This window comes from Hyunsoonleella aestuarii, from assembly GCF_006148925.1.
In the GTDB taxonomy this organism is placed as follows: Bacteria; Bacteroidota; Bacteroidia; order Flavobacteriales; family Flavobacteriaceae; genus Algibacter_D; species Algibacter_D aestuarii.
On record NZ_VAWB01000002.1, the window covers coordinates 369,440 to 395,462 of the forward strand.

Consider the following 26,023-nt stretch of genomic DNA (forward strand, 5'->3'; position numbering starts at 1 on the left):
AAATTATGAACCTTAAAAAACCAATCATATACCTACTTTTATTAGTTGCATCATTCAACTATGGTCAGGAATTAAACTTACCTGTATTCACCCAATATTTGGCTGATAACAACTTTGTAGTTTCACCAACTTATGCTGGAATTGGAGATAATTTAAAAATTAGAGCCAATGGTTTAACGCAGTGGGTAGGCATTAAGGGCGCACCAGATAATCAATCGGTGTACGCCGATGTTAGGCTAGGTGACAGATCGGGTTTAGGGTTTTCTTTTTATAATGATAGAAATGGTAATACCATACAAACAGGCTTAAAATTCTCGTTTGCCCACCACCTTATTTTAGATGTTACTTCAGAGCAATATTTATCTTTAGGTATTTCGTTAAATGTGAATAATTTCAAAATAGATATTCATAATTTTAATACGACTATTGAAAATCCGATTATAGATCCGTTTGTAACAGACGATAGAAGAACCTCAAACACTAATTTCGATATTGGAGCTTTATATAGAAACAAAGCTTTCTTTTTCAGTTTTAACGCTAATAATATTCTTGAGAAAAGTGTTGAGGAGATTCGTGTGGCAGAGCCTAATTTGCTTTTAAATTATCAAATATATTCGGGTATTACCTTTGGAGATACTAAAAAGAATAGTATTGAGTACGAGCCTTCTATTTTCTACCAATATTTTAGTAGTGATAAACGTTCAAGTACCGATGTTAATTTTAAAATGCGAAAGTATGGAAGAAACGACGATTATTTTTGGGCTGGTATTTCTTACCGCTTCCTAAACGATCAATTCTTTAAACCACTAAATATAGGACCAATGGTGGGATTCAATAAATCCATATTCTATTTTGGATATGCTTATCAGATTACTACTAACGAATTATCTGCGTATAACTCTGGAACCCACGTAGTAACTATTGGATTAAACTTTTTACGGGGTATTAGTAATTGTCCATGTACCAAGACTAGAGTAAGATATTAATATGCAAGCAAGAAAATAAGCTACTTCTCAACAATTTCAACCTCAAATAGTTTATCCCAACGTTTACCAGTAACAAACAACGTATTTGTATTAGGATTAAATGCGATACCATTTAGTACATCTAGGCCTTGATGCTGGGTGACTTTTGCTTTTAAAGGTTTAAAATCGATAACACCAGTTACAGCACCATTTTTTGGGTTAATAATAGCTACCCCATCTTTTTGATAACGGTTAGCATAAATACTTCCATTAACCCATTCCATTTCATTAATTCCAACTATTTTACCTTTGTTGGTATAAACTTGTATGTATTCTTGTTCAACCAAAGTTTCTGGATTTAATAGCCAAATTTTTTCAGTGCCATCGCTTTTGTATATCTGGTTATTGTTGTTACATAATCCCCAACCTTCCTTACTATTACCGTATTTAAAACTACTTAATTTATCAAATGTATTAATGTCGTAAACAAAACCAGTGCTTTCTTTCCAAGTCAATTGATATATTTTATCATTTAAAATAGTTAGCCCTTCTCCAAAGTATTCATCAGCTAAATCAATATTTTTGATAACTTCACCTGTTTTATAATCTACCTGTCGTAATTTAGATTCTTTATACTGCCCAGTACTTTCGTATAAATTTCCATTAAAAAACTCGATACCTTGGGTGTAGGAAGTAATATCATGTGGATATTCATTAATGATTTTATAGGTGTATATTTTTGGTGGTAAATCATTCAAAATGGTAATGTTACTCGATGTTTCTTCCTTTTTATCATCATAATAAACAACAGCTCTAATCGTTTGTTTTCCTAATTTAAAATCAGCTAGATTATTCGATTTTTGAATTGCTTTTCCATCAATAAAATATGAAACAGAATCAATAGAGTGATTTTGTTTGTTTTTTATTGTGATATTTAAGGTATCAGAAATAGAAATATTTCCTTTATCAGCATTAGTTATAATGTTGAAATTACTTTTTTTCTTGTTGGAATTCGAGCCGCAAGAAAATAAGATCCCAAATAAAAATATGATTGTTAGAGACTTAAAAAAATTCATTTTTAGGTTAATTTTGGAGCAAGATATTTATTTAAAATCAGTTTAAAAAATCATTGTGAAAATTTTAAAAGGTTGTATCTTTGCAACCGGCAAGTCCTACACAACCAGCTCCTGTAGAATCCTCCAGGGCGGGAACGCAGCAAAGGTATACGGTTGTAGCGGTGTGATGTAGGTAGCTTGCCTTTTTTTGTACAATAAACTGAAATCTTCTTATCGTTTCTATTTTGTATTTTGGTACTATTATTAAGTAATCATAATCTTTATGTCAAAAGTTGTTTTAATAACAGGCGGGTCATCTGGAATTGGAAAGTCAACAGGTGAATGTTTAGTAAATAAAGGCTATACCGTTTATGGAACAAGCAGGAGTCCAAATAATTATCCAGACAGCAAATTCCCTATCTTGGAACTAGATGTAAAGAATTTGGATTCAATTAATAAAACAGTCAATAAAATTATTGAAACGCAAGGTAAATTGGACGTTTTAATAAACAATGCGGGAGCGGGTATTACTGGTCCTATCGAAGAAACTCCAGATGCAGAGATAAAGGCAAATTTTGAAACTAATTTTTTTGGTCCCATCAATGTTATTAAGTCTGTTTTGCCACATATGCGTAGTCAAAAATCTGGATTAATAATAAATGTTACATCCATAGCTGGCTACATGGGTTTGCCATATCGCGGTATTTACAGTGCTAGTAAAGGGGCACTCGAGCTTTTAACCGAGGCTTTTAGAATGGAAATAAAACATTTTAATATCAAGATGGTTAATATCGCTCCGGGTGATTTTGCTACTAATATTGCATCAGGACGTTATCATGCGCCACTATTGGATGATTCGCCTTATAAACAGCCCTATAGCAATACCCTAAAATTAATGAATGAACACGTTGATAAAGGTAGCAATCCGGAATTAATGGCACTCCGTTTATTTAAAATAATAAATGCAAAGAATCCAAAAGTGCATTATAAAGTTGGTGAGTTTATGCAAAAATTCTCAATTGTTCTAAAAAGATTGCTTCCAGATAAAATTTACGAGAAGCTTTTGATGAATCATTACAAGCTCTAAAAATACTTGGTACGTTATTTGATATTGATGATTCAAAAATCAACAAATCATGATACGTCCTTTATCAATTATTCTATTACTTCTTTCTTTTAGTTTTGTAACAAGTTGCCAAGATATTTTGGAATGCGTTATAAATAGACATCCCAGATTGGACGACAAAAGACTTGTTACAGCTTTAGTCGATAATTTTTATTTTGACGAAATAAGGGCAGATATAAAAAATGAACCACGAGATAATAGTTATTATTACTATTTCTCTATTGATGGAGATTTACCACGAGGTTTGGAATTTTTTATTGATTACAGAAGCGTGATTATAGAAGGAACACCTTTAGAAACTGGGATTTATAATTTTACCATTCGTTTAAGTGTTGAACAAGCTAACGATTACTACGAGGAATGTGAAAATCAACTAAACGATTGCGACGGCTTGTGTGACGATACTACTTTACAGAGGTATAGATTGGTAGTTCAATAAAATCTCTTTGTAAGTTGTTAATATATTTTGATATAATTTAATTTAACGACAATCTTATTATTGTAAATTCGCCAATAAAATTTAATCAACTAAAAATAATTTGTTAGAATGAAGTTTTTTATAGACACAGCTAATCTGGATCAAATAAAAGAAGCACAAGACCTTGGTGTTTTAGATGGAGTAACTACCAATCCATCTTTAATGGCCAAAGAAGGCATTACTGGGCATGATAATATCTTAAAGCATTATGTAGACATTTGTAATATAGTTGATGGTGATGTAAGTGCCGAAGTTATTGCTACAGATTTTAATGGCATGATTAGAGAAGGTGAGGCACTTGCAGAACTTCATAAACAAATAGTTGTAAAATTGCCGATGATTAAAGATGGTGTAAAAGCTTGTAAATATTTTTCTGAAAAAGGTGTAAAAACAAATGTAACTTTAGTATTCTCTCCTGGTCAGGCTTTGTTAGCAGCTAAGGCAGGAGCAACCTATGTATCTCCCTTTATAGGTAGATTAGATGACATTTCAACAGATGGTTTAAACTTAATTGCTGAAATAAGGCACATTTACGATAATTATGCTTTTGATACAGAAATATTAGCAGCCTCTGTAAGACATACTATGCATGTTATTGATTGTGCAAAATTAGGAGCCGATGTTATGACAGGACCACTTAGTTCTATCGAAGGTTTATTGAAGCATCCTTTAACAGATATAGGTTTAGCAAAGTTTTTGGCAGATTACAAAAAGGGTAATTAATACTGAAATGATAAAAATAAAAAAGCCTTTGCATTAATTTGCAAAGGCTTTTTTTATAGGGAATGAGTTTATTATTTATTTAATAATCCTAGTAGTTGCTCCTCAAAATTTGAGTAAAAAATATTAGTATTACTATCAATTATCTTTTTATTTTTATCAACAATAATCGCCTTTGTAATGGGATACAAGGCTAGTACTTCCTTGGACTCTTCTGGGTTTTTAAGTTGATATTTGTCTTTGCAAGACAACTTGTTTCGTTTTAATGTTTTCGTCATCATTTTCAAATCATAGTTGTCAATATTCACTGTTACAAAAGATACTTCTGGGTATTTTAACTTTAATTCTTCGAGCTTCTTATGAGTGTCTTTAAAATGACTGTAAATTGAGTGTGACCAGAAACAAAATACTGTAGGTGTATTTATTACCGCATTTAAATCATACTCATTATTTTTACAATCTATTATAGCAACTTCAGGAAGAATTTTTCCTTTTTTTAATTTGTAAATGGCTAAAGAATAATGTTTAATTAAATCGTTTTGCTCCTTATTATCGCTCTTTGCTAGAAAGGATTTTAGAACAGCTTCGCTACAGGATTCACTTTTATTTTTAGTTAAAAAATTGATTGTATAGTGATAAAGAAGATCATTTTTAATTGATGATTTGTCAACCAAACTATCTATAAGTTTAAGCTTGTCAAGAGTAAAACAAACCGATTTACTATCAAAATAATCTTTCTTAGAATGTTCTAAATGCTCTTTAAGCGCAAGGTTATTAAAATTCGACTTTAAAAAAGATTGATAACTAAAATAGTCTTTCAAGAAATCATCATTGTAGTTTACGTTTTTTCTATATTCATAAAAACCAGAGGGCAAGGAGGCAAGTATTTCGGCTTTGTTTTTACCATAATGAACAAAAGGATATATTTCTTTGTTAAAGTAGTAATTATAATCTATGTTGGCCTTGGCTAATTTGTTGAAAAGGGTAGAGGTTTCATACTTACTTTTAAAATGATCTAAATGCTTTAATTTTTTCGATTTTATGTATTCAATCTTTTTCTCAAAATCTTTGGCTTCCAACTGGCAGTATTTAAAAACACTTTTTTCTTGTTTTTCATTCTGCAAAAATTCATCAATAAAATAATTGTTCTTTTTTGCCCCTCTACCAGAATAAACAAGAGATTCGTCAAAATCTAAAGTATTTAATCTAAGCAATAAACTATCTTGAGATTCAAGCAGCACCATTTGGAATTCGTCTCCATGGCGAAAAGTATACAATCCTTCAGTTAAGTTCTCTATCTTATACAAGAATCTGTTGTTTCCATCAAGAATAATGGTATCCTGAATAGTTTCAGGTTTGGCAACAACAACAAAGTTATTTTTAGGGTTAATTATTTGACCTCCTAAAAAAGCATAATTCTTATCAATAGAATTACTTTCCTTTTTGCAACCTACAAAAGCAAGAATACTTAATAATAATGCAAAATATAATTTCATAAATCCTTTTCTATGCAATTGGACAGGATGTCCTCATTTTCTAAGCAAAAATATGTCTTGTTATTAAAAGGTGCTGTTAATAGGCTGTTAAATATTAGTATAACTGAATTTCAACAGATTTCTGGTGTTTAAAAATATATGAGATACATTTCGCCTAACAATTTGATTTTTCTACTTTTGCAAAAATTTTAATAAACGTTATGTTATCAGTTTCTAATCTTTCAGTTCAATTCGGTAAAAGAGTACTATTTGATGAAGTTAATACCACTTTCAATAATGGCAATTGCTATGGTATAATTGGTGCAAATGGTTCTGGGAAATCTACCTTTTTAAAGATTCTATCTGGAAAGCAAGACCCTACATCTGGACATGTCTCTCTAGAGACAGGTAAGCGTATGTCTGTTTTGGAACAAAATCATAATTTATATGACGAACATACTGTGTTAGAAGCCGTTTTAATGGGTAATAAACCTTTGTTTAAAATTAAAACTCAAATTGATGCTTTGTATGCAGATTATTCCGATGAAAATGCCGAGAAAATTGGAGAGCTTCAAGTAGAATTTGAAGAAATGAATGGTTGGAATGCTGATAGTGATGCAGCCGCAATGTTATCAAATTTAGGTATTAAGGAGGAGTTTCATTATACGCTCATGTCCGATTTAGATGGTAAGCAAAAAGTGCGTGTCTTATTAGCACAAGCTTTATTTGGTAATCCTGATGTTTTAATAATGGATGAGCCCACCAATGATTTGGATTATGAAACGATTTCATGGTTAGAAAACTTTTTAGCTAATTATGATAATTGTGTTATTGTAGTTTCTCACGACCGTCATTTCTTGGATGCTGTTTGTACTCATATTTCTGATATTGATTTTGGTAAAATAAATCACTATTCAGGTAATTACACGTTTTGGTATGAATCTTCTCAATTGGCTGCTAAACAAAGAGCACAGCAAAATAAGAAAGCTGAAGAAAAGAAAAAGGAACTGGAGGAGTTTATTAGAAGATTTTCAGCTAATGTTGCTAAGAGCAAGCAGGCGACAAGCAGAAAGAAAATGATAGACAAATTGAATATCTCAGATATTAGACCTACAAGCCGACGCTATCCTGCTATTATTTTTGAGCGTGATAGAGAAGCTGGGGATCAAATATTAAATATTGAAGGACTAGCTGCATCTATAGAAGATGAAATACTGTTTAAAAAAATCGATTTAAACCTTGCTAAAGGGGATAAAGTAGTTGTGTTTTCAAGAGATTCGCGTGCAACTACAGCCTTTTATCAAATACTTAATAATAAAGAAAAAGCAGATGAGGGTAAATTTGCTTGGGGTGTTACTACAACTCAATCTTATTTACCATTGGATAATAGTGAGTTTTTCGATAACGAACTTACCTTAATAGATTGGCTTCGTCAATGGGCTACTACTGAAGAAGAGCGTGAAGAAGTTAATATTCGCGGGTTTTTAGGTAAAATGATATTTAGTGGAGAAGAGGCATTTAAAAAGTCATCTGTATTGTCAGGTGGTGAAAAAGTTAGGTGTATGCTTTCTCGTATGATGATGATGAGGGCTAATGTACTGCAGCTTGATGAACCAACTAACCATTTAGATTTAGAAAGTATTACAGCCTTTAATAATTCACTTAAAAACTTCAAAGGAACAATTTTGTTTACAACCCATGATCATGAGTTTGCTCAAACTGTTGCTAACAGAGTTGTTGAATTAACACCAAATGGGATTATAGATCGTTATACAACCTTTGATGAATATATGCAAGACAAGAAAATCAAAGAATTAAGAAATAAAATGTACGCTGTAAGTGTTTAGATAAAAAAGCCCGATAATGATTTATCGGGCTTTTTTTATAATGCTTCTTGATTGGATCTAACGCTTTCCACAATTTTAACTGCTTCATCAAGCTCGTCCTTGTGAACATGAATTTCTTGTAGCAAGTGACCTCCAAAAATAGGATTTAAATTTGATTCATTTTGTTCTTTAATCACTGCATTAATACCAATATCTTCTAAATTTTGCTTAATGTGTTGCGCGTTAACTAAATTACCAGTAAAAATTTTAATATAATTAGAATCTGTCATAGCCATAACGTTTAAAGGTTCTTCTTAAAGATACAACATTTTGAAATGATTTAAAAATTTTTATAAACTCTGTTATAATGAAGAAAATTAAAATCATTAAATTTAGAAATGATAAATCAATTAAGTAAATAATAGCCATTTACCATGAAAAACATTTTAGTTATCTTCTTTTTGCTTAATGTAGCTTGCAAGGAAAAAGGAGCTATCCAAGAAGAATCTATTATTTCTAAAAGCAACATTTTTAACTATACTAAAATTATTGACTTAACTCATGACTTTTCAGATGAAACTGTTTATTGGGTAACGGCTAAAGAATTTCACTTAGATACGGTTGCGCACGGTGAGACAGATCAAGGTTTTTTCTATGCGGCTAATAATTTTACAACCGCAGAACATGGTGGAACACATATAGATGCGCCTATTCATTTTGCAAAAGATGGACAAACAGTTGATAAAATACCCCTTGAGCATCTCATTGGTCAAGCTATAAAAATCAATGTGTCAAGCAAGGCATTTAATAATCCTGATTATTTAATTCGCATTGACGATTTTTTACAATGGGAAAAAGATGAAAATATAGAAATACCTAATGGCAGCATTATTTTATTGGAGACTGGTTTTTCAAAATATTATCCGAATAAATTAAAATATTTAGGAACAGAAATGCGAGGCCCAGAAGCCGTTAAAGATTTACATTTTCCAGGATTATCACCGGAAGCGGCTACTTGGTTGGTTGAAAACAGAAATATCCATGCGATTGGTCTTGATACACCTAGTATTGATTTTGGACAATCATCTGATTTCAAGACTCATGTCATTTTATTAAGTGAAAATATACCCGCATTTGAAAATTTAACCAATTTAGAGAAACTTCCAAGTAAAGGTTTTACCATTGTTGCATTACCTATGAAAATAAAGGGAGGAAGTGGAGGCCCTTTAAGAATAGTTGCTTTATTAAACTAGGCTCTAAAAAGAACCTTTGACACCTATTCTATTTCCACTAAAAGAAAGGTTCCATGTTATTTTATTAGACTTTGGATTTTGAATACCGTAAGCTTCTTGCTTAAATAGAAACTTATCGATGCTATCCACAACTATAATACTCAAGGCTGCACTAAAGGCAACATCTGTTAGCCAATGAGCGCCGTCTACAAGTCTTGATATAGGCGGGATAGCTCCGATGGTATAAATACCAGCTTTAACCCACACATTTTCGAATTGCTTTGCTATGGCATGAGTCATGGTTACAGATAAAACAGTATGACCAGAAGGAAAGGAATGAAAAGCACCTTGAGACGAGAAAAAATTAAACTCATGAGCGCCTAAATTTTCTCCAGGTCGTGCTCTACCCATAGCAGTTTTGGTAAAACTCTGAATAAAACCTGTAGTAACAGACGATGAAATGATTAGAATACTTGTTCGTCTTATTTTTTTGTTTTTAGTAAACAATCCAAAACCATACAAACCAGCATTGGCCATAAAATAATTTTGAGGACTACCAAAATACCAGCCAAAATCTCTAACAACGCCTGGAAAGTCGTCCTTTTGTCTAACTATAAAATCATCGAAACCTTCATCTGCTGCAGACAACGCAATCGTACCAACTACGAGCCCTCCTAATTTAGCAAAATCTCTACCTTTCCAGTCTAGTGGTCTTGTAAACGAATGTTTAACACTTTTCCATGTAGTATTGACATCATATTTAAAGTCCTGCCATGTATTTGTAGTATCAATATTAGCGTTATTTGATAATTGTTGGCAATTTGCATAACTTAAAAGTAATACTGTAATTACAAGAAATAAATATTGTTTTAACTTCATAAAACTATCTTAATTCAGCGTTAAGCTGTTTTTCAAAATTATTCTGAAGTTTATTCATTATCTTATCTATTTGCTTATCGGTAAGAGTTTTGTTCTCATCTTGTAAAGTAAAACTAACGGCATAACTCTTTTTACCTTTTGGTAGGTTCTTGCCTTTATAAACATCAAATAGATTAATTGATTTTAGTAGCTGTTTTTCGCTTTGCTTTGCAATTTTATAAATAGATTCGAAATTAACATTGTCGTCTAGCAATAAGGCAAAGTCACGACGAACTTCAGGATATTTTGGAATAGCTTTAAAAACGATTTTATGCCGCTTCACAATTTCTAAAATATTATCCCAGTTAAAATCGGCATAAAGAACATCTTGAGCTATACCAAAATATTTTCGAACAGATTTAGATACTAATCCAAATTCTAACAAATTCGTTTTTCCTAGCTTAAAAGCTAATCCTTCACTAAAAACATCATTAGTTACTGGGATTTCATTAAATCTACTGATGCCTAAACGTTCCAAAACAGAGGTTAGAATACCTTTTAAATAGAAAAAATCACTTTTTTCATTCTTGGTATGCCATTGCTCGTAATCTCGATTACCAGTTACTAAAATTGTTAAATGTTTAAATTCTTCTCTTTTCTCATTAAAATTATGATAGCTTTTTCCAAATTCAAACAATTTTAAATCGTTTCGTTTTCTGTTTATATTATGGGAAACAGCTTCTAAACCAGAAAAAAGTAAAGATTGTCTTAAAACCGATAAATCATTACTTAAAGGATTGAGCATGGTTATATTATGTTCTTCCTTGAGTTGCTCACTAAGTGCAATATAATTAGGAGTAGTAAGTGAATTTGATAGAATCTCAAAAAATCCTTGATATGCTAACTGATTACTTACTATATTCTGAATTTTATAATCTTCAAACTTAGACGTATTAGAAATTGAAGCGTTTAGTTTTCTTGAAGTATTGATATTGTTATAGCCATAAACACGCAGTATTTCTTCAATAACATCGGCCTCGCGTTGTACATCGTTACGATATGAAGGAACTGTTAAACCAAGTCCAGCTTCAGTTACGTTATTTACTTTTATGTCTAAGGATGTAAGAATACGCTTTATAATCTCCTTCGGAATCTCTTCACCAATTAAATTTTTCGCGCTATCAAAACTTAAACGCACTTCAAAATCTTTAATCTTCGTTGGGTAAATATCCATTAAATCACTCGTTATTTCTCCCCCAGCTAACTCTTGAATTAGTAAGGCAGCTCGCTTTAAAGCATATTCAGTAATATTGGGATCTATACCACGTTCAAATCTAAAAGACGCATCTGTGTTTAACCCATGACGCTTTGCTGTTTTACGAATGCTAACAGGATCAAAATAGGCGCTTTCGAGAAAAATACTTGTTGTGTTTTCTGTAACACCTGATTCAATTCCTCCAAAAACACCAGCGATACACATCGGTTTTTTTGCATCACAAATCATTAAATCTTCTTCATGGAGCTCACGTTCAACACCATCAAGCGTAGTAAATTTAGTGCCAGATTTCAATGTTTTAACCTCAATTTTATTACCCGAAATTTTAACGGCATCAAAGGCGTGAAGCGGTTGGCCTAGCTCATGCAACACATAATTAGTAGCATCTACAATATTGTTTATTGGATTTAACCCAATAGCTTTTAATCTATGCTGAAGCCAGCTTGGAGAATCTTCAACCTTAATTCCAGAAATAGTTACACCGCAGTAACGAGGTGCTAACTCTTTATTCTTTACATCAATATCAATCTTTAGAGTGCGATTATGAATATGAAAAGCGCTTGGTGATGGTGTAATTAGTTCTAAGTTTAGTTCTTTTTGAACCAAGCCTGATTTTAAATCGCGTGCAACACCATAATGACTCATAGCATCAGCTCTATTAGGGGTTAAACCAATTTCAAAAACGGCATCATTTTCAATTTGAAATACATCTGATGCTGGTGTTCCAACTTTAAGTTTTTCGTCTAAAACCATGATGCCATCATGTGATTTCCCTAATCCCAATTCATCCTCCGCACAAATCATTCCATGACTCGCTTCACCACGAATCTTACCTTTCTTTATGGTCCATGATTCACCCTCATCAGTATAAAGTGTTGTTCCAATAGTTGCTACTGGAACTTTCTGTCCTTTAACTACATTAGGCGCGCCACAAACAATTTGCAACGGTTCTTCAGTACCAATATCAACTCTTGTTAATTTAAGTTTGTCGGCATTTGGGTGTTTAATACAGGTTAATACTTTTCCAACAACAACACCGTCCAGACCTCCTTTTACAGATTGATAGCTTTCTATACCTTCAACCTCAAGCCCTAAATCTGTAAGTAATTCTGCAATTTGTTCCGGACTCCAGTCAATCTTTATAAACTGTTTTAACCAGTTATATGAAATCTTCATAAAACATTTTCTATTTAAGCAAGCAAAGATAAAATATTGAAGCTAGCATTCAAACATTGCTATATAATTTGTATTTTCAATTTTCAAATAATAAAACTTCATAAATGAAACCTTTTTTAAAATTAGCATTTGTTGTTTGTGTGTTCGTGTTTTTTTCGTGCAGAGACTTAAAAAAAGAAGAGGAAGAAGCAAAAGCGGTGATTGAACAGATTGAAGCTATTGAGACTCAAATTGAAGGGATATCAGAAGATATCGATAACAAAGTATCAGAATTGGAAGAAGCGCTAGAAGCATTAGATAGTATTTAAAATCGAAACATGATGAAAATAAAATTCATATTAGTTTTTACCACATTAATTATGATTGCCGGTAATCAGTCAGTTTTTGCTCAAGGACAATCGGATAAAGTAAAAGAGAAAATTAAAAAAGAAAAAAAACAAGTAAAGCAAGCAGCAAAAGATGAAAAAAAACAATTGAAAAAAGCTGAAAAAGAAAACCTTGAGGGTGTTGAAGATGATCTAAATGAGGAATTAAAAGACCGAAAGGAGAAAGCAGAAGAAAAGTTAAAAGAGAACAAAGGAAATTCGTATGGTAAGTTTAAAGGTGATTTGAAGGGTAAAGAATTTGGACAGTTTAGAGCTAATCAGGCTAAGGAAAAGCTGGAACATGAGTCTCAGGCTTTAGATAAACGTGAAAGTACGGTCCGTAAAGGTAGAGAGCTTATAAAAGAGGCTAAGGAAAAAGTTGAAAAAGCTAAAGAAAAGGGAGAATTATCTGAAGAAGAAGCTAATGAGAAAGAAAAAAAGATTAACAAGGCTGAAGAAAAATTAAAAAGTTTAGATGAGACTATTATGAAAGGTAAGGAGCGTATAAAAGAAGAGAAAGAAAAGTTAATGAAAGTGGACAAGGAAGAATAAGAATTTTTATTAGAAATAATTTAAAAGTGCTACAATTGTGTAGCACTTTTTTTTGTAAAATGCCTAGGGATATGATGGTTTAACGCTGAATTTTGATGCTATTGTTTTTCTTAAAGAATCGTTAATTAACAGTTTTACTATATTCTTTAACAGAACTCTAACATCCGTGTTTTGTAATTGTGTCTACTTTAGTTTAAGAACTTTAAACAATCAAAAATGAAAATCAACTACCTACCAAAATTATTCATGTGCTTTTTGCTTTTAGCAACTTCAAACGCTTTTCCTCAATTAAATACGCCTAGAGGGAGTCAACAAGCTACGATATCTCAACGAATTGGTATTACTGATGTGATGATTAAATATTCAAGACCAAGTGTTAATGACCGAGAAGTTTGGGGTCAATTAGTACCTTATGGAATGAATAATCTCGGATTTGGAACCGCCACAGAATCACCTTGGCGCGCTGGTGCAGATGAGAATACCATTATAAAATTCACGGATGATGTAACCATTGAAGGCAAAGCTTTAAAAGCTGGCAAATATGGTTTTCATATTATTGTAAATGAAAACGATACAGCTACGCTCATTTTTTCTAAAAATTACAAAGCTTGGGGAAGTTATTTTTACGAACCAAGTAATGATGCTTTGCGTGTAGACATTGCTACTCAAGAAATTCCTCATACCGAATTGCTAACATATAGTTTTGATTATGTTGATGCTAACTCAGCCATAGCTTCTTTAAAATGGGAAAAGAAACAGTTTCCTTTTAAAATTGAAGTGGATGTTCCTAAAATAGTTTTGGCTAACATTAGACAGGATTTTACAGGGCAAAATGGTTTTCAACGTCAAAACTGGGAGCAAGCCGCTAATTACGCCTTAAATAATGGAGGTGATTTAGAAGAAGCCTTAGGCTGGATAAACGGTGCTATTTCTGGGCAGTTTTTTAGTCAAAAAACCTTTAACAACCTTCAAATTAGATCTCAAATTTTATCAAAACTTGGGAAAGAAGATGAAGCTTCTAAAGCGATGGATGAGGCTTTAGGTTTAGCAACTATTTTTCAAGTTCATCAATATGGAAGAACATTAATCGGTCAAGGAAAAAAGGATAAAGCATTAGAGGTTTTTGAAATGAATGCTAAAAAAAATAAAGATATATGGCCAGTTCATTATGGTTTAGCAAGAGGATATTCAGCCCAAGGCAATTATAAAAAGGCGCTTTTACATTTAAAGTTAGCCTTAAACAATGCACCTAATGATGCAAGTAAGGATAGAGTACAAGCTAATATTGAGAAACTGGAAAAAGGCGAAGACATAAACTAAATAAAATTCATCAATCAAACTATTCATCAATCAAACTACAACAGTTTTAAAAGCTCAATTAATTATTTGATTGGGCTTTTTTTAGCTAATATAGTTCCAAATGTTTCGGTACTTACCCATGGATTGATATGTGCTTAAAATGGGTTTATTTTTATCTTTAATTAATGTGGGGTCTTCATTTAAAACCTTTTTAGCGTAATACCTAGCATTCATTAAAATATCCTTGTCTTTTAATATATCTGCAATTTTTAAATTAAGAACGCCGCTTTGTTGGGTCCCCATAATATCTCCAGGACCCCTAAGTTTTAGGTCTACTTCGGCTATTTCAAAACCATCATTAGTACGAACCATCGTTTCAAGTCTTGTCCTACTGTCGTTTGTTAATTTATGACTAGTCATTAAGATGCAATAACTTTGTTCAGCTCCGCGACCCACACGCCCTCGTAGTTGATGTAGTTGTGATAAACCAAAACGCTCTGCGCTTTCAATTATCATAACTGAGGCGTTTGGCACATTTACACCAACCTCAATAACAGTAGTGGCTACCATAATTTGAGTTTCACCTTTTATAAAGCGTTGCATTTCGAATTCTTTATCGGCAGGTTTCATTTTACCATGTACTATCGAAATTTGATAATTAGGTAAAGGAAAGTCCCTTGATATGCTTTCATATCCATCCATTAAATCTTTAAAATCTAATGCTTCACTTTCTTTTATTAATGGATATACAATATATATTTGGCGTCCTTTTGCAATTTCATCTCTTATAAATTTAAAAACATTCAGTCTGTTTTTATCATAGCGATGCACTGTTTTAATTTGTTTTCTCCCTGGCGGTAATTCATCAATTATAGAAATATCTAAATCACCATAAACTGACATTGCTAAGGTTCTCGGAATTGGGGTTGCAGACATAACTAAAATGTGTGGAGGAGAGAGATTTTTCTTCCATAATTTGCTGCGCTGTGCAACGCCAAATCTATGTTGTTCATCAATAATGGCGAGACCTAAACTTTTGAATTTCACTTTGTCTTCAAGTAAGGCATGTGTGCCAATAAGAATTTTCAATTCACCATTCTCGAGTGTTTCATGAATTTCTTTTCTTTTGGATGTTTTTGTAGAACCAGTTAATAGTTTTATTGAGATATTAACTTGTTCACACCATTCCAATAAACCATTATAGTGTTGGGTTGCTAAAATTTCTGTTGGAGCCATGAGGCAAGCTTGAAAGTCATTATCTATAGCAATTAAAATTGACATGAACGCTACTATAGTCTTACCTGAGCCTACATCACCCTGCAAAAGACGATTCATTTGTGCTTTACTACCTAAATCCGCTCTAATTTCTTTTAAAACACGTTTTTGAGCATTTGTTAATTCAAAAGGCAAATGCTCATTAAAAAAAGTGTTGAAATAATCTCCAACATATTCAAAAGGAAATCCTTTAATTTTAGTTTTATTAATAAGGTTTTTAAGAATTAACTGTAGTTGGATAAAAAAAAACTCTTCAAATTTTAAACGATATTGAGCTTTAGCAAGTAATCCTTGGCTTTTAGGAAAATGAATATTAAATATAGCTTCACTTTTACTTATTAACTTTAAATCGCTAAGAATATTATTTGGTAATGTTTCAACAAACCGTCCTTTGGTTTCAAGAAACAGTTGCTGCATTATTCTATTAATAACTCTATTCGTAATGCCTTTGTTATTAAGTTTTTCTGTTGAAGGGTAAATGGGTTGCATTGCAGATCGAACACTTTTTTTATGTTCAGAAAGCAATTCCATTTCGGGATGCGGCATATTAAATTTACCATTAAACCAATTAGTCTTTCCGAAAACAACATAAGGCGTATTTAGTTTTATCCCTTCGCGTATCCATTTCTGACCTCGAAACCAAACCAATTCCATAATTCCCGTTTCGTCTTGAAATGAAGCAACTAGTCGTTTGCCGCGTTTTTGAGAGATCTCCTTTAAATTAATTATTTCTCCAATTATTTGAACCTCGGCACTACTGCGTTTTAATTGGTTTATTTTGTAATATTTGGTGCGGTCTAAATAGCGATTTGGAAAAAGATTAAGCAAATCCTGATAAGTGTGAATACCCAACTCCTTGCGCAGTAAGTCAGCACGATTAGGGCCGACACCTTTTAGATAATCAATTGGAGTTTGTAGGTTGGTATTCATGCAACTAAAATAATTCTTTTGTTATTAATAGCAGATAGCATTTTGGACTAAAGTTTGCTATATTCGAGGTATGAAGGTATTACTCAAGTTATCTTTTTTTATTCATGCAGCACTTTGTTTAGCACAACAGACTGATTATGTTGATTTTAAATCAGTAAATGCGATTATTGAAATTAAGCCTAAAAGTAACCAGGTTACTGGTGAAATAACCTTGAGTTTCGATATTTTAAAGACAACAGATTCAATTTTCATAGATGCTCAAAATATGCAATTGGAGAATGTTCGATTCAATAATGATTCTATAAATTGGTCTAATGATGGGAAAAAATTATGGCTTATAAAGTCTTTTAAGCCATCGCACAACAATGAAATTTCATTTCGATATAATGCGAATCCAACGAAGTCAATTTATTTTATCGATTGGGAAGATGATGTTATAAACTCGGGACAAATTTGGACACAAGGTCAAGGTAAATACACTAGCAATTGGTTACCAAGTATAGATGACATGAATGATAAGATAGAATTTGATTTATCTGTTACTTTCGATAAAGATTATGAAGTTATTGCAAACGGCAACCTAACATTTAAACAATTTAACGATTCCACAATAACATGGCATTACGATATGCAAAAACCTATGTCCAGTTACTTGGTAGCCTTAGCAATAGGGAAGTATAATAAAAAAGTTGCGTATTCCAAAAGAGGAATTCCATTAGAAATGTATTATTATCCAGAGGATTCTTTGAAGTTTGAACCGACATATCGATACACAAAAGCTATGTTCGATTTTTTGGAGAATGAAATTGGAGTGCCCTATCCATGGCAAAATTACAAACAAGTACCAGTGAAGGATTTTTTGTATGCTGGTATGGAAAATACAAGTCTTACAATTTTTTCAGATAGTTTTGTGGTTGATTCTATTGGATTTGTGGACAAGAACTACGTGAATGTGAATGCACATGAATTAGCACATCAATGGTTTGGTAACTTAGTGACTGAAACTTCAGGGATGCATCATTGGTTACACGAAGGTTTTGCTACGTATTATGCACTTTTAGCCGAAAAAGACATTTTTGGTGAAAATTATTATTACTGGAAGTTGTATGAATATGCCCAAGAACTTTTAGATCAAGATAGAGCAGGACAAAGTACTTCGTTGCTGGACCCAAAGTCTAGTAGCATTACATTTTATAAAAAAGGGGCTTGGGTTTTACACATACTACGAGAAAGTATTAAGGATAAAGCCTTTAGAACAGCCGTAACAAATTATTTAATAAAACAACAGTTTAAAAATATAGAAACAAATGATTTTATTGGTGAGGTAGAAAAGGTGATTGGGAAAGATCTAAATGAACTGGTTGAAAGATGGTTAATTAAAAAGGAATTTCCATATGATGAGGCTATGCAAAGTCTAAAAAAATCAACTTTCATTCAGGAATTTCTAATGGTAGATTGTGAAGTGCAAACCTCTAAATGTAAAAAATATTTATCCTCACCAATTTCGGCTGAGGCTAAATCAAAAATTATTCGTCAAAATGACGGATTAATCACAGTAGAAACTTTTAGAAACCCATTAAAGGTAAGACAAACCATTTCCAAATCGTTATCAAAGGTTCCTTTGGAACTAAAAGAAAACTATGAAACACTTTTAGACGATAAATCATACATTACCTTAGAGGCCGCCTTATTTGGATTATGGAATAGTTTTCCAGATGAACAAGGAAAGTATTTAAATAAAACAAAAGGATTAGTAGGTTTTAGTGATAAGAATATAAAAACGTTATGGTTAACTTTAGCCTTATTGACGGATGATTTCGAACCAGAAAATGATAATGAATATTTTTCTGAATTAACAGATTTTACAAGTTCTAAATATAGTTTTGAAGTCCGACAAAATGCCTTTCGTTATTTAGCTTGGGTAAGTTCTTGTGGTATTGAATGTCAAGAAAATTTAAAAGAAGCAACAAAGCATCATAATTGGCGATTTTCTAAGTTTGCAAAAGAATTATTAAAAAAAATTGAATGAAAGCACTAGTTATTTCAGGAGGTGGTAGTAAGGGCGCTTACGCTGGAGGCGTCGCACAGTACTTGATTCAAGAAGCTGGTAATGACTATGATATGTTCTTGGGTACATCCACAGGGAGTTTGTTGGTGCCGCACTTAGCTTCTGGCAAGATTGACAAGCTTTATGATATTTATACAAATGTTAGACAACGTGATATTTTTAGTGTAAACCCTTTTACGATTAGAAAAAAAGGAAAACGTGAGTTCGTTTCAATTGATTTTATCAATACGGTTTGGCAGTTCATTAAAATGAAACGAACTTTTGGTGAAAGTAAAGCATTGCGTCGCCATATAAAAAGGAATTTTACTGAAGCCGAATATAATTTAGTGAAATCGACTAAAGATGACGTTGTAGTTACAGTTTCCAATTTGTCAAAAAACAGGGTAGAATATAAGTCCATTAAAGATTTTAATTATGAAGAATTCTGCGATTGGATATGGATTTCTTGTAATTATATTCCTTTTATGTCATTAGCAAAAAAAGATGGTTTTGAGTATGCTGATGGTGGTTTAGGCTGCGTAGTTCCTATAAGAGAAGCCATACTTCGTGGCGCGACAGAGGTTGATGCTATTGTACTAGAGAAAGAGTCTTTGGAGTATAATAAAGTACTTGGTAAAAACCCCTTTTCTCTTATGATTAATTTATTTGGGCATTTATCAGATCAATTAGAAAGAAATGATATCACAATTGGAAAACTTGCAGCCAAAAACAACAACGTAAAGCTTAACCTTTATTATACACCATCTAAACTAACAGAGAACTCCTTAATATTCAACAAGGCTTTAATGACTTCCTGGTGGCAACAAGGTTTTGATTATGCTAAAGAGAAATTAAATGAAGCGCGTTCTAACGAACTTCGAATTGATTAATAAAGCTCACTTACTTCATCTTTAATAAAAGAAAGGGCTGCATCACTTGGAGCTCTTCGCTCCATCATTTCGGTTAAAATGACTTCTCGCAACTTCTCTGCTGTATCTGTTTTTTTCAATAAACTAGCTTTTCTAATCAATTGAATAGTGGCGTTTTTTGCAGCAGAAATAATGTTCCAACATTTATCACTAATGTAGATTTGCTGTGATAAATTATGCTCTAACTCTTGTTCAATACTTGATATAAGTAAAGATTCATAATCTTCTTTATTTGAGGATGTTGGCTTTACTCTAACAAGAAGTTTGCTTGGGGATATACGCTCTAAATATAGAGCCATACGTTCGTATGCTTGTAACCGAATAGGAAGTGCTGTTACCTCCATGTCTTTTTTTAATAAATAGCGTCTCCTACCATCTTCATTTTTTGTATGTTCCTTGAAAAAGTAATAGGCTAAAATTCCAGTTATTAACGAAGGAATAGCAAACATGAATAGGTCAACAATGCGTTCTGCGTCCATAGCAATTAGATTTGATTTGGATTACTACCACCCAAATATACACAATCTTTTAAGCTTTGCATATTGGTAAATGGCACCGGGGTTTTGTTATACATATAAGCCCTGCTTAATTCTTTTGAAAGATTATGATCGTCTACATTCATTTCTATATCTGTCATTTTAAATTGACACGGATGCTCATAACCTGCAGCATGAGTAATTTCAATAAGTTCTTTTTTAAAGGTTTGAAAGTATTGAGCAAGTCGCACCGATTTAAGAGTACGATCAATACCATTTTGTAACCATTTACTTTGAGTAGCTACCCCACTTGGACACCGATTTGTATGACAAATTTGCGCCTGGATACACCCAATACTAAGCATCGCTTCTCTAGCAACATTAATACAATCGACACCCATAGCGAATGCCATGGCTGCTTTAGCCGGAAAACCTAATTTCCCACTTCCAATAAAGACTAATCTTTCAGTTAAATCTTTATTTTTAAATAGTCTATACAAATCGCTAAAACCGTATACCCAAGGCAACGACACATGATCTGCAAAGCTAGGAGGTGCAGCTCCTGTACCACCTTCACCACCATCTATAGTTATAAAATCAGGGCCTTTTCCTGTTTTCAACATAAGATTAGCTAATTCTTCCCATTCCCCTAATTTACCAATAGCTGCTTTTATACCTACAGGTAATCCGGTAGCTTCGGCAATGTCTTCAATAAAAACTAGTAGTTCTGGTACATTTGAGAATGCTTTATGGTTAGGAGGTGATAATACATCTTTACCAACTTCAACACCTCGAATCTGTGCAATTTCCTTGGTGATTTTTGCTCCAGGCAAAACACCTCCTTTACCAGGTTTAGCCCCTTGCGATAATTTAATTTCAATAGCACGTATGAATGGGTTTTCTTCAACAAGCTTTATCATTTTTTCCATGGAAAAACTACCATCTTTGGATCGAACACCAAAATATCCTGTTCCAAAATGAAAAACTACATCACCTCCATGGCTATGATAAGGAGATAAACCGCCTTCACCCGTATTATGGTAAGCATCCGCCATTTTAATGCCTTTGTTTAAAGATTCTACTGCTTTAGCTGAAAGTGAGCCAAAGCTCATTGCGGAAACATTTATAACAGACTTTGGTCGATACGGCCTTTTTCTTTTATTGTAAGCACCCATAACTTTAGCGCATGGAAGAAATGACTTGTCAATTGTATTAGGGTGATTTTCATTTATTTTAAATGGCATCATGGCATTATTTATAAAAATATGCTGATGTTCATAAATATCTCTATCGGTTCCAAAACCTTCATAATTGTTTTCCTTTTTGGCAGAAGCGTATATCCAACTGCGTTCAATGCGGTTGAAAGGCAATTCCTCTCTATTGTTCGCTACAAAATATTGGCGCATTTCTGGTCCAATACTTTCAAGCCAATAACGTAAATGCCCCACAATAGGGTAGTTGTGACTAATTGTATGCGCTTTTTGGAAAAATATATCGCGTATAGCAACCAATAATAAGAAAATCAATACCCATCCCCACCAAGGAATATTTGACATGAAATCTAATAAATCACTCATTAAATCTAGTTATTTAAAAAATCGAAAGTTATTTGTGTTAATGCTTTCACGCCTGTAATTAAACCGCTTTCATCAATGAAGAAATCTGGAGTATGATGAGGAAAAGCTTCAGTATTACCAGGCGTCATACCTCCTAAGAAAAAGAAAAACCCAGGCACAAGTTCTTGATAATATGAAAAGTCTTCACCTCCTGTGGTGGCTTTACGCAAACGGACATTTTCATTTCCAACAACCTTTTGAAGAGACGGTAGCATTTTATCAACCAAATTGAAATCATTATAAGTTATCGCTGTATTATTTTGAAAGCTAATGGTTGCTTCACCGCCATAAGCTTTAGCCAATGTAGTTACCATTTCGGTCATTCTTTTTTCAATAAGTGCTTTCATGCCGGGGTCTAAGGTTCTAACAGTACCAATGAGCTCAGCGCTTTCAGGGATAATATTAAAACGTGTACCAGCAGTAATTTTACCCACAGTTATAACTGCTGCTTCATCTACTAATTTGGATTCCCTACTAATAATAGTTTGAAGCCCATCAATGATTTTTGCAGAAATCAGTATTGGGTCTACGCCTTGCCAAGGTCTACCACCGTGAGTTTGCTTCCCCTTTACATTTATTACAAAACGTTCTACAGATGCCATTACGCCACCTTTCTTGTAATAAATAGTTCCAACCTCATAATTTGACCGAATGTGTAATCCGAATATAGCATCAACTTTTGGGTTCTCTAAAACCCCTTCTTTTATCATTAATTTAGCACCGCCTTCTTCTCCAGGAAGAGGCCCTTCTTCTGCTGGCTGAAATATGAATTTTACAGTACCGTTTAATTTGTCTTTATTCTTAGTTAGAATTTCTGCTACGCCCATTAAAATAGCAGTATGCGTATCATGACCACAGGCATGCATAACGCCAGTTTCTGTATTTAAAAAAGTAGTTTTTACTTCAGATTTGAACGACAGGTCATTACGCTCGGTAACTGGTAACCCATCTATGTCGGCTCTTAAAGCTATTACTCTCCCAGGTTGACTCCCTTTTAATACAGCAACCACACCAGTATGAGCAACACCTGTTTGCACTTCAAGTCCTAAAGATTTTAGATGTTTAGCAATTTTTTCAGCAGTTTTAAATTCTCGATTTGATAATTCTGGGTATTTGTGAAAATCACGACGCCATTCAATAACTTTAGATTCAATGTCTGCAAATTGTTTTTCTAGACTTGACTGAGCTTGAATGTTTACAGTAAATAAAATGCTTAGGAATATGATATAAAACTTCATATTGGGAATACAATTAGTGATTTATAGAAAGTTAAAGATATTAAAATTTGATAAAGGAAGAATTGTTTATAATTATTAATAATTACGGCATGTTAAAAGCTTAACATTGGTTATTTTCACGATATAAACTACTAGTATTTTGGAAGCATATTTAGAACAGTTAAATGAAGCTCAGTTGGCTCCAACACTTCAAATGGAAGGGCCTATGATAGTTATTGCAGGAGCTGGTTCTGGAAAAACTCGAGTCTTAACGTATCGCATTGCTTATATGATGAGTAAGGGTATTGACCCTTTTAATATTTTGTCTTTAACCTTTACCAATAAGGCTGCTCGAGAAATGAAAGAGCGAATTGCCCACATAGTTGGTGCAAGTGAAGCTAAAAACTTATGGATGGGAACCTTTCACTCTGTGTTTGCTAAAATTTTGCGTATTGAGGCAGATCGTTTGGGCTACCCAAGTAATTTTACCATTTATGATACTCAGGATTCGGATAGATTAATTGCATCGATTATCAAAGAAATGAATCTTGATAAAGACGTTTATAAGTATAAGCAGGTGCGCTCTAGAATATCTTCCTATAAAAATAGCTTAATAACTGTTAAGGCATATTTCAACAATCCAGAACTTATCGAAGCTGATGCCATGGCACGCAGACCTAGAATGGGGGATGTATATAAAGAATATGTTGATCGCTGCTTTAAAGCTGGCGCCATGGATTTTGATGACTTACTATTAAAAACAAATGAGCTTTTAACACGGTTTCCAGAAGTTTTAGCAAAATATCAAAATCGGTTTAAGTATATTTTGGTAGATGAGTATCAAGATACTAATCATTCACAGTATTTAATAGTTAGAGCCTTATCAGATAAGTTTCAAAATATATGTGTCGTAGGAGATGATGCGCAAAGTATTTACGCATTTAGAGGAGCTAATATTAATAATATTTTGAATTTTCAGAAGGATTATGATGATGTAAAAGTGTTTAGACTAGAACAGAATTATAGATCGACTAAAAACATTGTTAATGCAGCCAATTCTATAATTGATAAAAACCAAACGAAGCTCGATAAGGTTGTTTGGACGGCAAATGATGAAGGTGCAAAAATAAAAGTAAATCGGTCTTTAACAGATGGTGATGAAGGCCGTTATGTGGCTAGCACCATTTTTGAAAACAAAATGAATCACCAATTGAAGAATAGTGATTTTGCTGTTTTATATAGAACTAATGCACAGTCTAGAGCGATTGAAGATGCTCTAAGAAAGCGAGATATTAAATATAGAATTTACGGAGGCCTTTCGTTTTATCAAAGAAAGGAGATAAAAGACGTACTGTCATACTTACGACTTATAATAAATCCTGCCGATGAGGAAGCTTTAAAACGAATTATTAATTTCCCTCCAAGAGGTATTGGTCAAACTACAGTTGATAAACTTATTGTGGCTGCAAATGGTTATAATAAAACCATTTTCGAAGTAATGAAATCCATTGACAAAGTGGAAGTTAGAATCAATTCAGGTACAAGAACAAAACTTCAAGACTTTGTAACGCTTATTGAAAGTTATCAGGTCATGAATCAGTCTGCCGATGTTTTTGAGTTAGCAGAGCATGTTACAAGAACTAGTGGTTTAATAAAAGAGTTTAATAAGGATGGTACTCCAGAGGGTGTTACCAGAATGGAAAATATTGAAGAACTCTTAAATGGTATGAAGGATTTTGTTGAAGGTCAAAGAGAACTGGCTGATACAACAGGTTCATTAGCTGAGTTTCTTGAAGATGTGGCATTGGCGACCGATTTAGATGCAGATAAAGGTGATGCCGACCATGTTGCTTTAATGACCATTCACTTAGCAAAGGGATTAGAATTTCCTTATGTTTATATTGTAGGTTTAGAGGAAGATTTATTCCCAAGTGCTATGAGCATGAATACACGTAGTGAATTAGAGGAGGAGCGTAGGCTCTTTTATGTCGCCTTGACTAGAGCAGAAAAGCAAGCGTACTTAACTTATGCTTTATCGCGTTACCGTTGGGGAAAGCTTATAGATTCTGAACCTAGCCGCTTTATTGAAGAAATTGATGATAAGTATTTAGATATAGTGACCACTATAGAAGAACGTCGTTTTAATCCGATGTTGAGTGCAGATATATTTGGTGATGTCGAGCCTAATAAAATTAGATTCAAGCCGGCAAAACAACCAACTCTTAAAAAGAAAGGTTCAGTTAAAAAAGAAACAGCAAAATTTCAAGTTTCAACACCTAAAAATTTAAAACCAGTAGCAAAATCTAATGGTAACACGAACTTATTCGATAGTAAACTAGCTGTTGGAAACATCGTAAAGCATATCCGTTTTGGAACAGGTGAGGTCATGCAAATAGAAGGAGCAGGAGCAGATTTAAAGGCAGAGATAAATTTCCAGCATGGTGGTGTGAAAAAGTTATTGTTACGATTTGCTAAATTGGAAGTGATAGGGTAATGGCAGAGTTTATAAAGATATATGAAGAAAATCCTAACCCACGAGAGATTGATAAAGTGATTAAAGTGCTTAAACGGGGTGGTTTAATAATTTATCCTACCGACACCGTTTATGGTTTAGGGTGCGATATATCTAATTTAAAAGCGCTGGAACGCGTTGCTAGAATTAAAGGCGTAAAACTTGAAAAGGCGAATTTTTCATTTATATGCAAGGATTTAAGTAACCTTAGCGATTACGTTAAACAAATAGATACTTCTACTTTTAAGATTTTAAAACGGGCACTTCCGGGGCCATATACATTTATTCTTCCGGGATCCAAATCGTTACCAAATCCGTTTAAAAAAAGAAAAACAGTAGGTATTCGTGTTCCTGATAATAATATAGCTTTAGAAATTGTTAATCAGCTAGGGAATCCAATTATTTCTACTTCTATCCATGATGAAGATGAAGTTCTTGAATACACCACTGACCCTGAGCTTATTTTAGAAAAGTGGTTCGATTTGGTAGATTTAGTAATCGATGGAGGCTATGGTGATAATGAACCATCAACAGTAATTGATTTATCTGAAGACCAGCCAATTATAGTGAGAGAAGGGAAAGGAAGTTCAGAAATATTTTAAAACAGAAAGCCCAACT

General features: G+C 33.1%; 22 protein-coding genes and 1 other RNA gene. 14 read left to right on the plus strand and 9 right to left on the minus strand.

What is annotated here, in order from left to right; translation table 11 throughout:
- Positions 1-5: 5 nt before the first annotated feature.
- Positions 6-986: a PorP/SprF family type IX secretion system membrane protein gene (locus FEF17_RS11370; RefSeq protein WP_139002516.1), complete on the plus strand. Its 981-nt coding sequence runs from the start codon at positions 6-8 to the stop codon at positions 984-986.
- 20 nt (positions 987-1,006) lie between these two features.
- Here FEF17_RS11370 and FEF17_RS11375 read toward each other — a convergent pair whose 3' ends face one another.
- Positions 1,007-2,041: a glutaminyl-peptide cyclotransferase gene (locus FEF17_RS11375; protein WP_139002517.1), complete on the minus strand. Its 1,035-nt coding sequence runs from the start codon at positions 2,039-2,041 to the stop codon at positions 1,007-1,009.
- Positions 2,042-2,128: 87 nt separating this feature from the next.
- On the opposite strand from FEF17_RS11375, the gene ffs reads away from it, so the two are divergent.
- From ffs to fsa, 4 genes are all read left to right on the plus strand, one after another.
- Positions 2,129-2,227, plus strand: an RNA gene (ffs, locus tag FEF17_RS11380) — signal recognition particle sRNA small type.
- A gap of 76 nt (positions 2,228-2,303) precedes the next feature.
- Entirely contained in the window at positions 2,304-3,107 is an 804-nt protein-coding gene (locus FEF17_RS11385) for an SDR family oxidoreductase (protein WP_139002518.1), read from the plus strand.
- 49 nt (positions 3,108-3,156) lie between these two features.
- A complete protein-coding gene (locus FEF17_RS11390) occupies positions 3,157-3,585 on the plus strand; it encodes an Ig domain-containing protein (RefSeq protein ID WP_139002519.1) in 429 nt (142 codons plus the stop codon).
- A 108-nt stretch (positions 3,586-3,693) separates the two neighbouring features.
- Positions 3,694-4,347 carry a fructose-6-phosphate aldolase gene (fsa, locus tag FEF17_RS11395; protein WP_139002520.1) on the plus strand — a complete coding sequence of 218 codons (654 nt, stop codon included), beginning with the start codon at positions 3,694-3,696 and terminating at the stop codon, positions 4,345-4,347.
- 71 nt (positions 4,348-4,418) lie between these two features.
- On the opposite strand, the gene FEF17_RS11400 is transcribed toward fsa, so the two are convergent.
- The gene (locus FEF17_RS11400) at positions 4,419-5,840 is read right to left on the minus strand and encodes a TlpA family protein disulfide reductase (protein ID WP_139002521.1); all 1,422 of its coding nucleotides are present in this window, start codon (positions 5,838-5,840) and stop codon (positions 4,419-4,421) included.
- Between the two features lie 200 nt (positions 5,841-6,040).
- On the opposite strand from FEF17_RS11400, the gene FEF17_RS11405 reads away from it, so the two are divergent.
- Entirely contained in the window at positions 6,041-7,666 is a 1,626-nt protein-coding gene (locus FEF17_RS11405) for an ABC-F family ATP-binding cassette domain-containing protein (protein ID WP_139002522.1), read from the plus strand.
- A gap of 35 nt (positions 7,667-7,701) precedes the next feature.
- On the opposite strand, the gene FEF17_RS11410 is transcribed toward FEF17_RS11405, so the two are convergent.
- Entirely contained in the window at positions 7,702-7,935 is a 234-nt protein-coding gene (locus FEF17_RS11410) for a putative signal transducing protein (RefSeq protein ID WP_139002523.1), read from the minus strand.
- A 144-nt stretch (positions 7,936-8,079) separates the two neighbouring features.
- Here FEF17_RS11410 and FEF17_RS11415 point away from each other — a divergent pair, with 144 nt between their 5' ends.
- Positions 8,080-8,898: a cyclase family protein gene (locus FEF17_RS11415; protein ID WP_139002524.1), complete on the plus strand. Its 819-nt coding sequence runs from the start codon at positions 8,080-8,082 to the stop codon at positions 8,896-8,898.
- 3 nt (positions 8,899-8,901) lie between these two features.
- On the opposite strand, the gene FEF17_RS11420 is transcribed toward FEF17_RS11415, so the two are convergent.
- Both FEF17_RS11420 and pheT read right to left on the minus strand, forming a co-directional pair.
- Positions 8,902-9,756 (minus strand): phosphatase PAP2 family protein, encoded by an 855-nt coding sequence (locus tag FEF17_RS11420; protein WP_139002525.1) that lies wholly within the window; start codon positions 9,754-9,756, stop codon positions 8,902-8,904.
- A gap of 4 nt (positions 9,757-9,760) precedes the next feature.
- A complete protein-coding gene (gene pheT / locus FEF17_RS11425; RefSeq protein ID WP_139002526.1) occupies positions 9,761-12,187 on the minus strand; it encodes a phenylalanine--tRNA ligase subunit beta in 2,427 nt (808 codons plus the stop codon).
- Positions 12,188-12,291: 104 nt separating this feature from the next.
- On the opposite strand from pheT, the gene FEF17_RS11430 reads away from it, so the two are divergent.
- The 3 genes from FEF17_RS11430 to FEF17_RS11440 all read left to right on the plus strand — a co-directional run bounded on the left by FEF17_RS11430 (position 12,292) and on the right by FEF17_RS11440 (position 14,424).
- Positions 12,292-12,495 carry a hypothetical protein gene (locus FEF17_RS11430; protein ID WP_139002527.1) on the plus strand — a complete coding sequence of 68 codons (204 nt, stop codon included), beginning with the start codon at positions 12,292-12,294 and terminating at the stop codon, positions 12,493-12,495.
- Between the two features lie 9 nt (positions 12,496-12,504).
- A complete protein-coding gene (locus FEF17_RS11435; protein WP_139002528.1) occupies positions 12,505-13,104 on the plus strand; it encodes a hypothetical protein in 600 nt (199 codons plus the stop codon).
- Positions 13,105-13,320: 216 nt separating this feature from the next.
- Complete coding sequence (locus tag FEF17_RS11440; protein WP_139002529.1) at positions 13,321-14,424, plus strand: DUF2911 domain-containing protein; 1,104 nt, start codon at positions 13,321-13,323, stop codon at positions 14,422-14,424.
- Between the two features lie 81 nt (positions 14,425-14,505).
- On the opposite strand, the gene recG is transcribed toward FEF17_RS11440, so the two are convergent.
- Entirely contained in the window at positions 14,506-16,608 is a 2,103-nt protein-coding gene (gene recG / locus FEF17_RS11445; RefSeq protein ID WP_139002530.1) for an ATP-dependent DNA helicase RecG, read from the minus strand.
- A gap of 70 nt (positions 16,609-16,678) precedes the next feature.
- Here recG and FEF17_RS11450 point away from each other — a divergent pair, with 70 nt between their 5' ends.
- Together FEF17_RS11450 and FEF17_RS11455 are read left to right on the plus strand one after the other, a co-directional pair.
- A complete protein-coding gene (locus FEF17_RS11450) occupies positions 16,679-18,637 on the plus strand; it encodes a M1 family metallopeptidase (RefSeq protein WP_139002531.1) in 1,959 nt (652 codons plus the stop codon).
- Entirely contained in the window at positions 18,634-19,545 is a 912-nt protein-coding gene (locus FEF17_RS11455; protein ID WP_139002532.1) for a patatin-like phospholipase family protein, read from the plus strand. Before FEF17_RS11450 ends, FEF17_RS11455 begins: the two co-directional genes overlap by 4 nt.
- Here FEF17_RS11455 and FEF17_RS11460 read toward each other — a convergent pair.
- Genes FEF17_RS11460 through FEF17_RS11470 form a run of 3 tightly spaced genes read right to left on the minus strand, consistent with a single transcriptional unit; the run spans position 19,542 to position 22,914 of the window.
- Positions 19,542-20,063: a DUF7935 family protein gene (locus tag FEF17_RS11460; RefSeq protein ID WP_139002533.1), complete on the minus strand. Its 522-nt coding sequence runs from the start codon at positions 20,061-20,063 to the stop codon at positions 19,542-19,544. The genes FEF17_RS11455 and FEF17_RS11460 overlap by 4 nt on opposite strands.
- A 5-nt stretch (positions 20,064-20,068) precedes the next feature.
- Positions 20,069-21,637 carry an FMN-binding glutamate synthase family protein gene (locus tag FEF17_RS11465; RefSeq protein WP_139002534.1) on the minus strand — a complete coding sequence of 523 codons (1,569 nt, stop codon included), beginning with the start codon at positions 21,635-21,637 and terminating at the stop codon, positions 20,069-20,071.
- Positions 21,638-21,642: 5 nt separating this feature from the next.
- Entirely contained in the window at positions 21,643-22,914 is a 1,272-nt protein-coding gene (locus FEF17_RS11470; RefSeq protein WP_139002535.1) for an amidohydrolase, read from the minus strand.
- Between the two features lie 139 nt (positions 22,915-23,053).
- On the opposite strand from FEF17_RS11470, the gene FEF17_RS11475 reads away from it, so the two are divergent.
- Positions 23,054-25,387, plus strand: a complete 2,334-nt coding sequence (locus FEF17_RS11475; protein ID WP_139002536.1) for an ATP-dependent helicase — start codon at positions 23,054-23,056, stop codon at positions 25,385-25,387.
- Positions 25,387-26,007, plus strand: coding sequence for an L-threonylcarbamoyladenylate synthase (locus FEF17_RS11480; RefSeq protein WP_139002537.1), 621 nt, complete (start codon positions 25,387-25,389; stop codon positions 26,005-26,007). Before FEF17_RS11475 ends, FEF17_RS11480 begins: the two co-directional genes overlap by 1 nt.
- Positions 26,008-26,023: the final 16 nt, after the last annotated feature.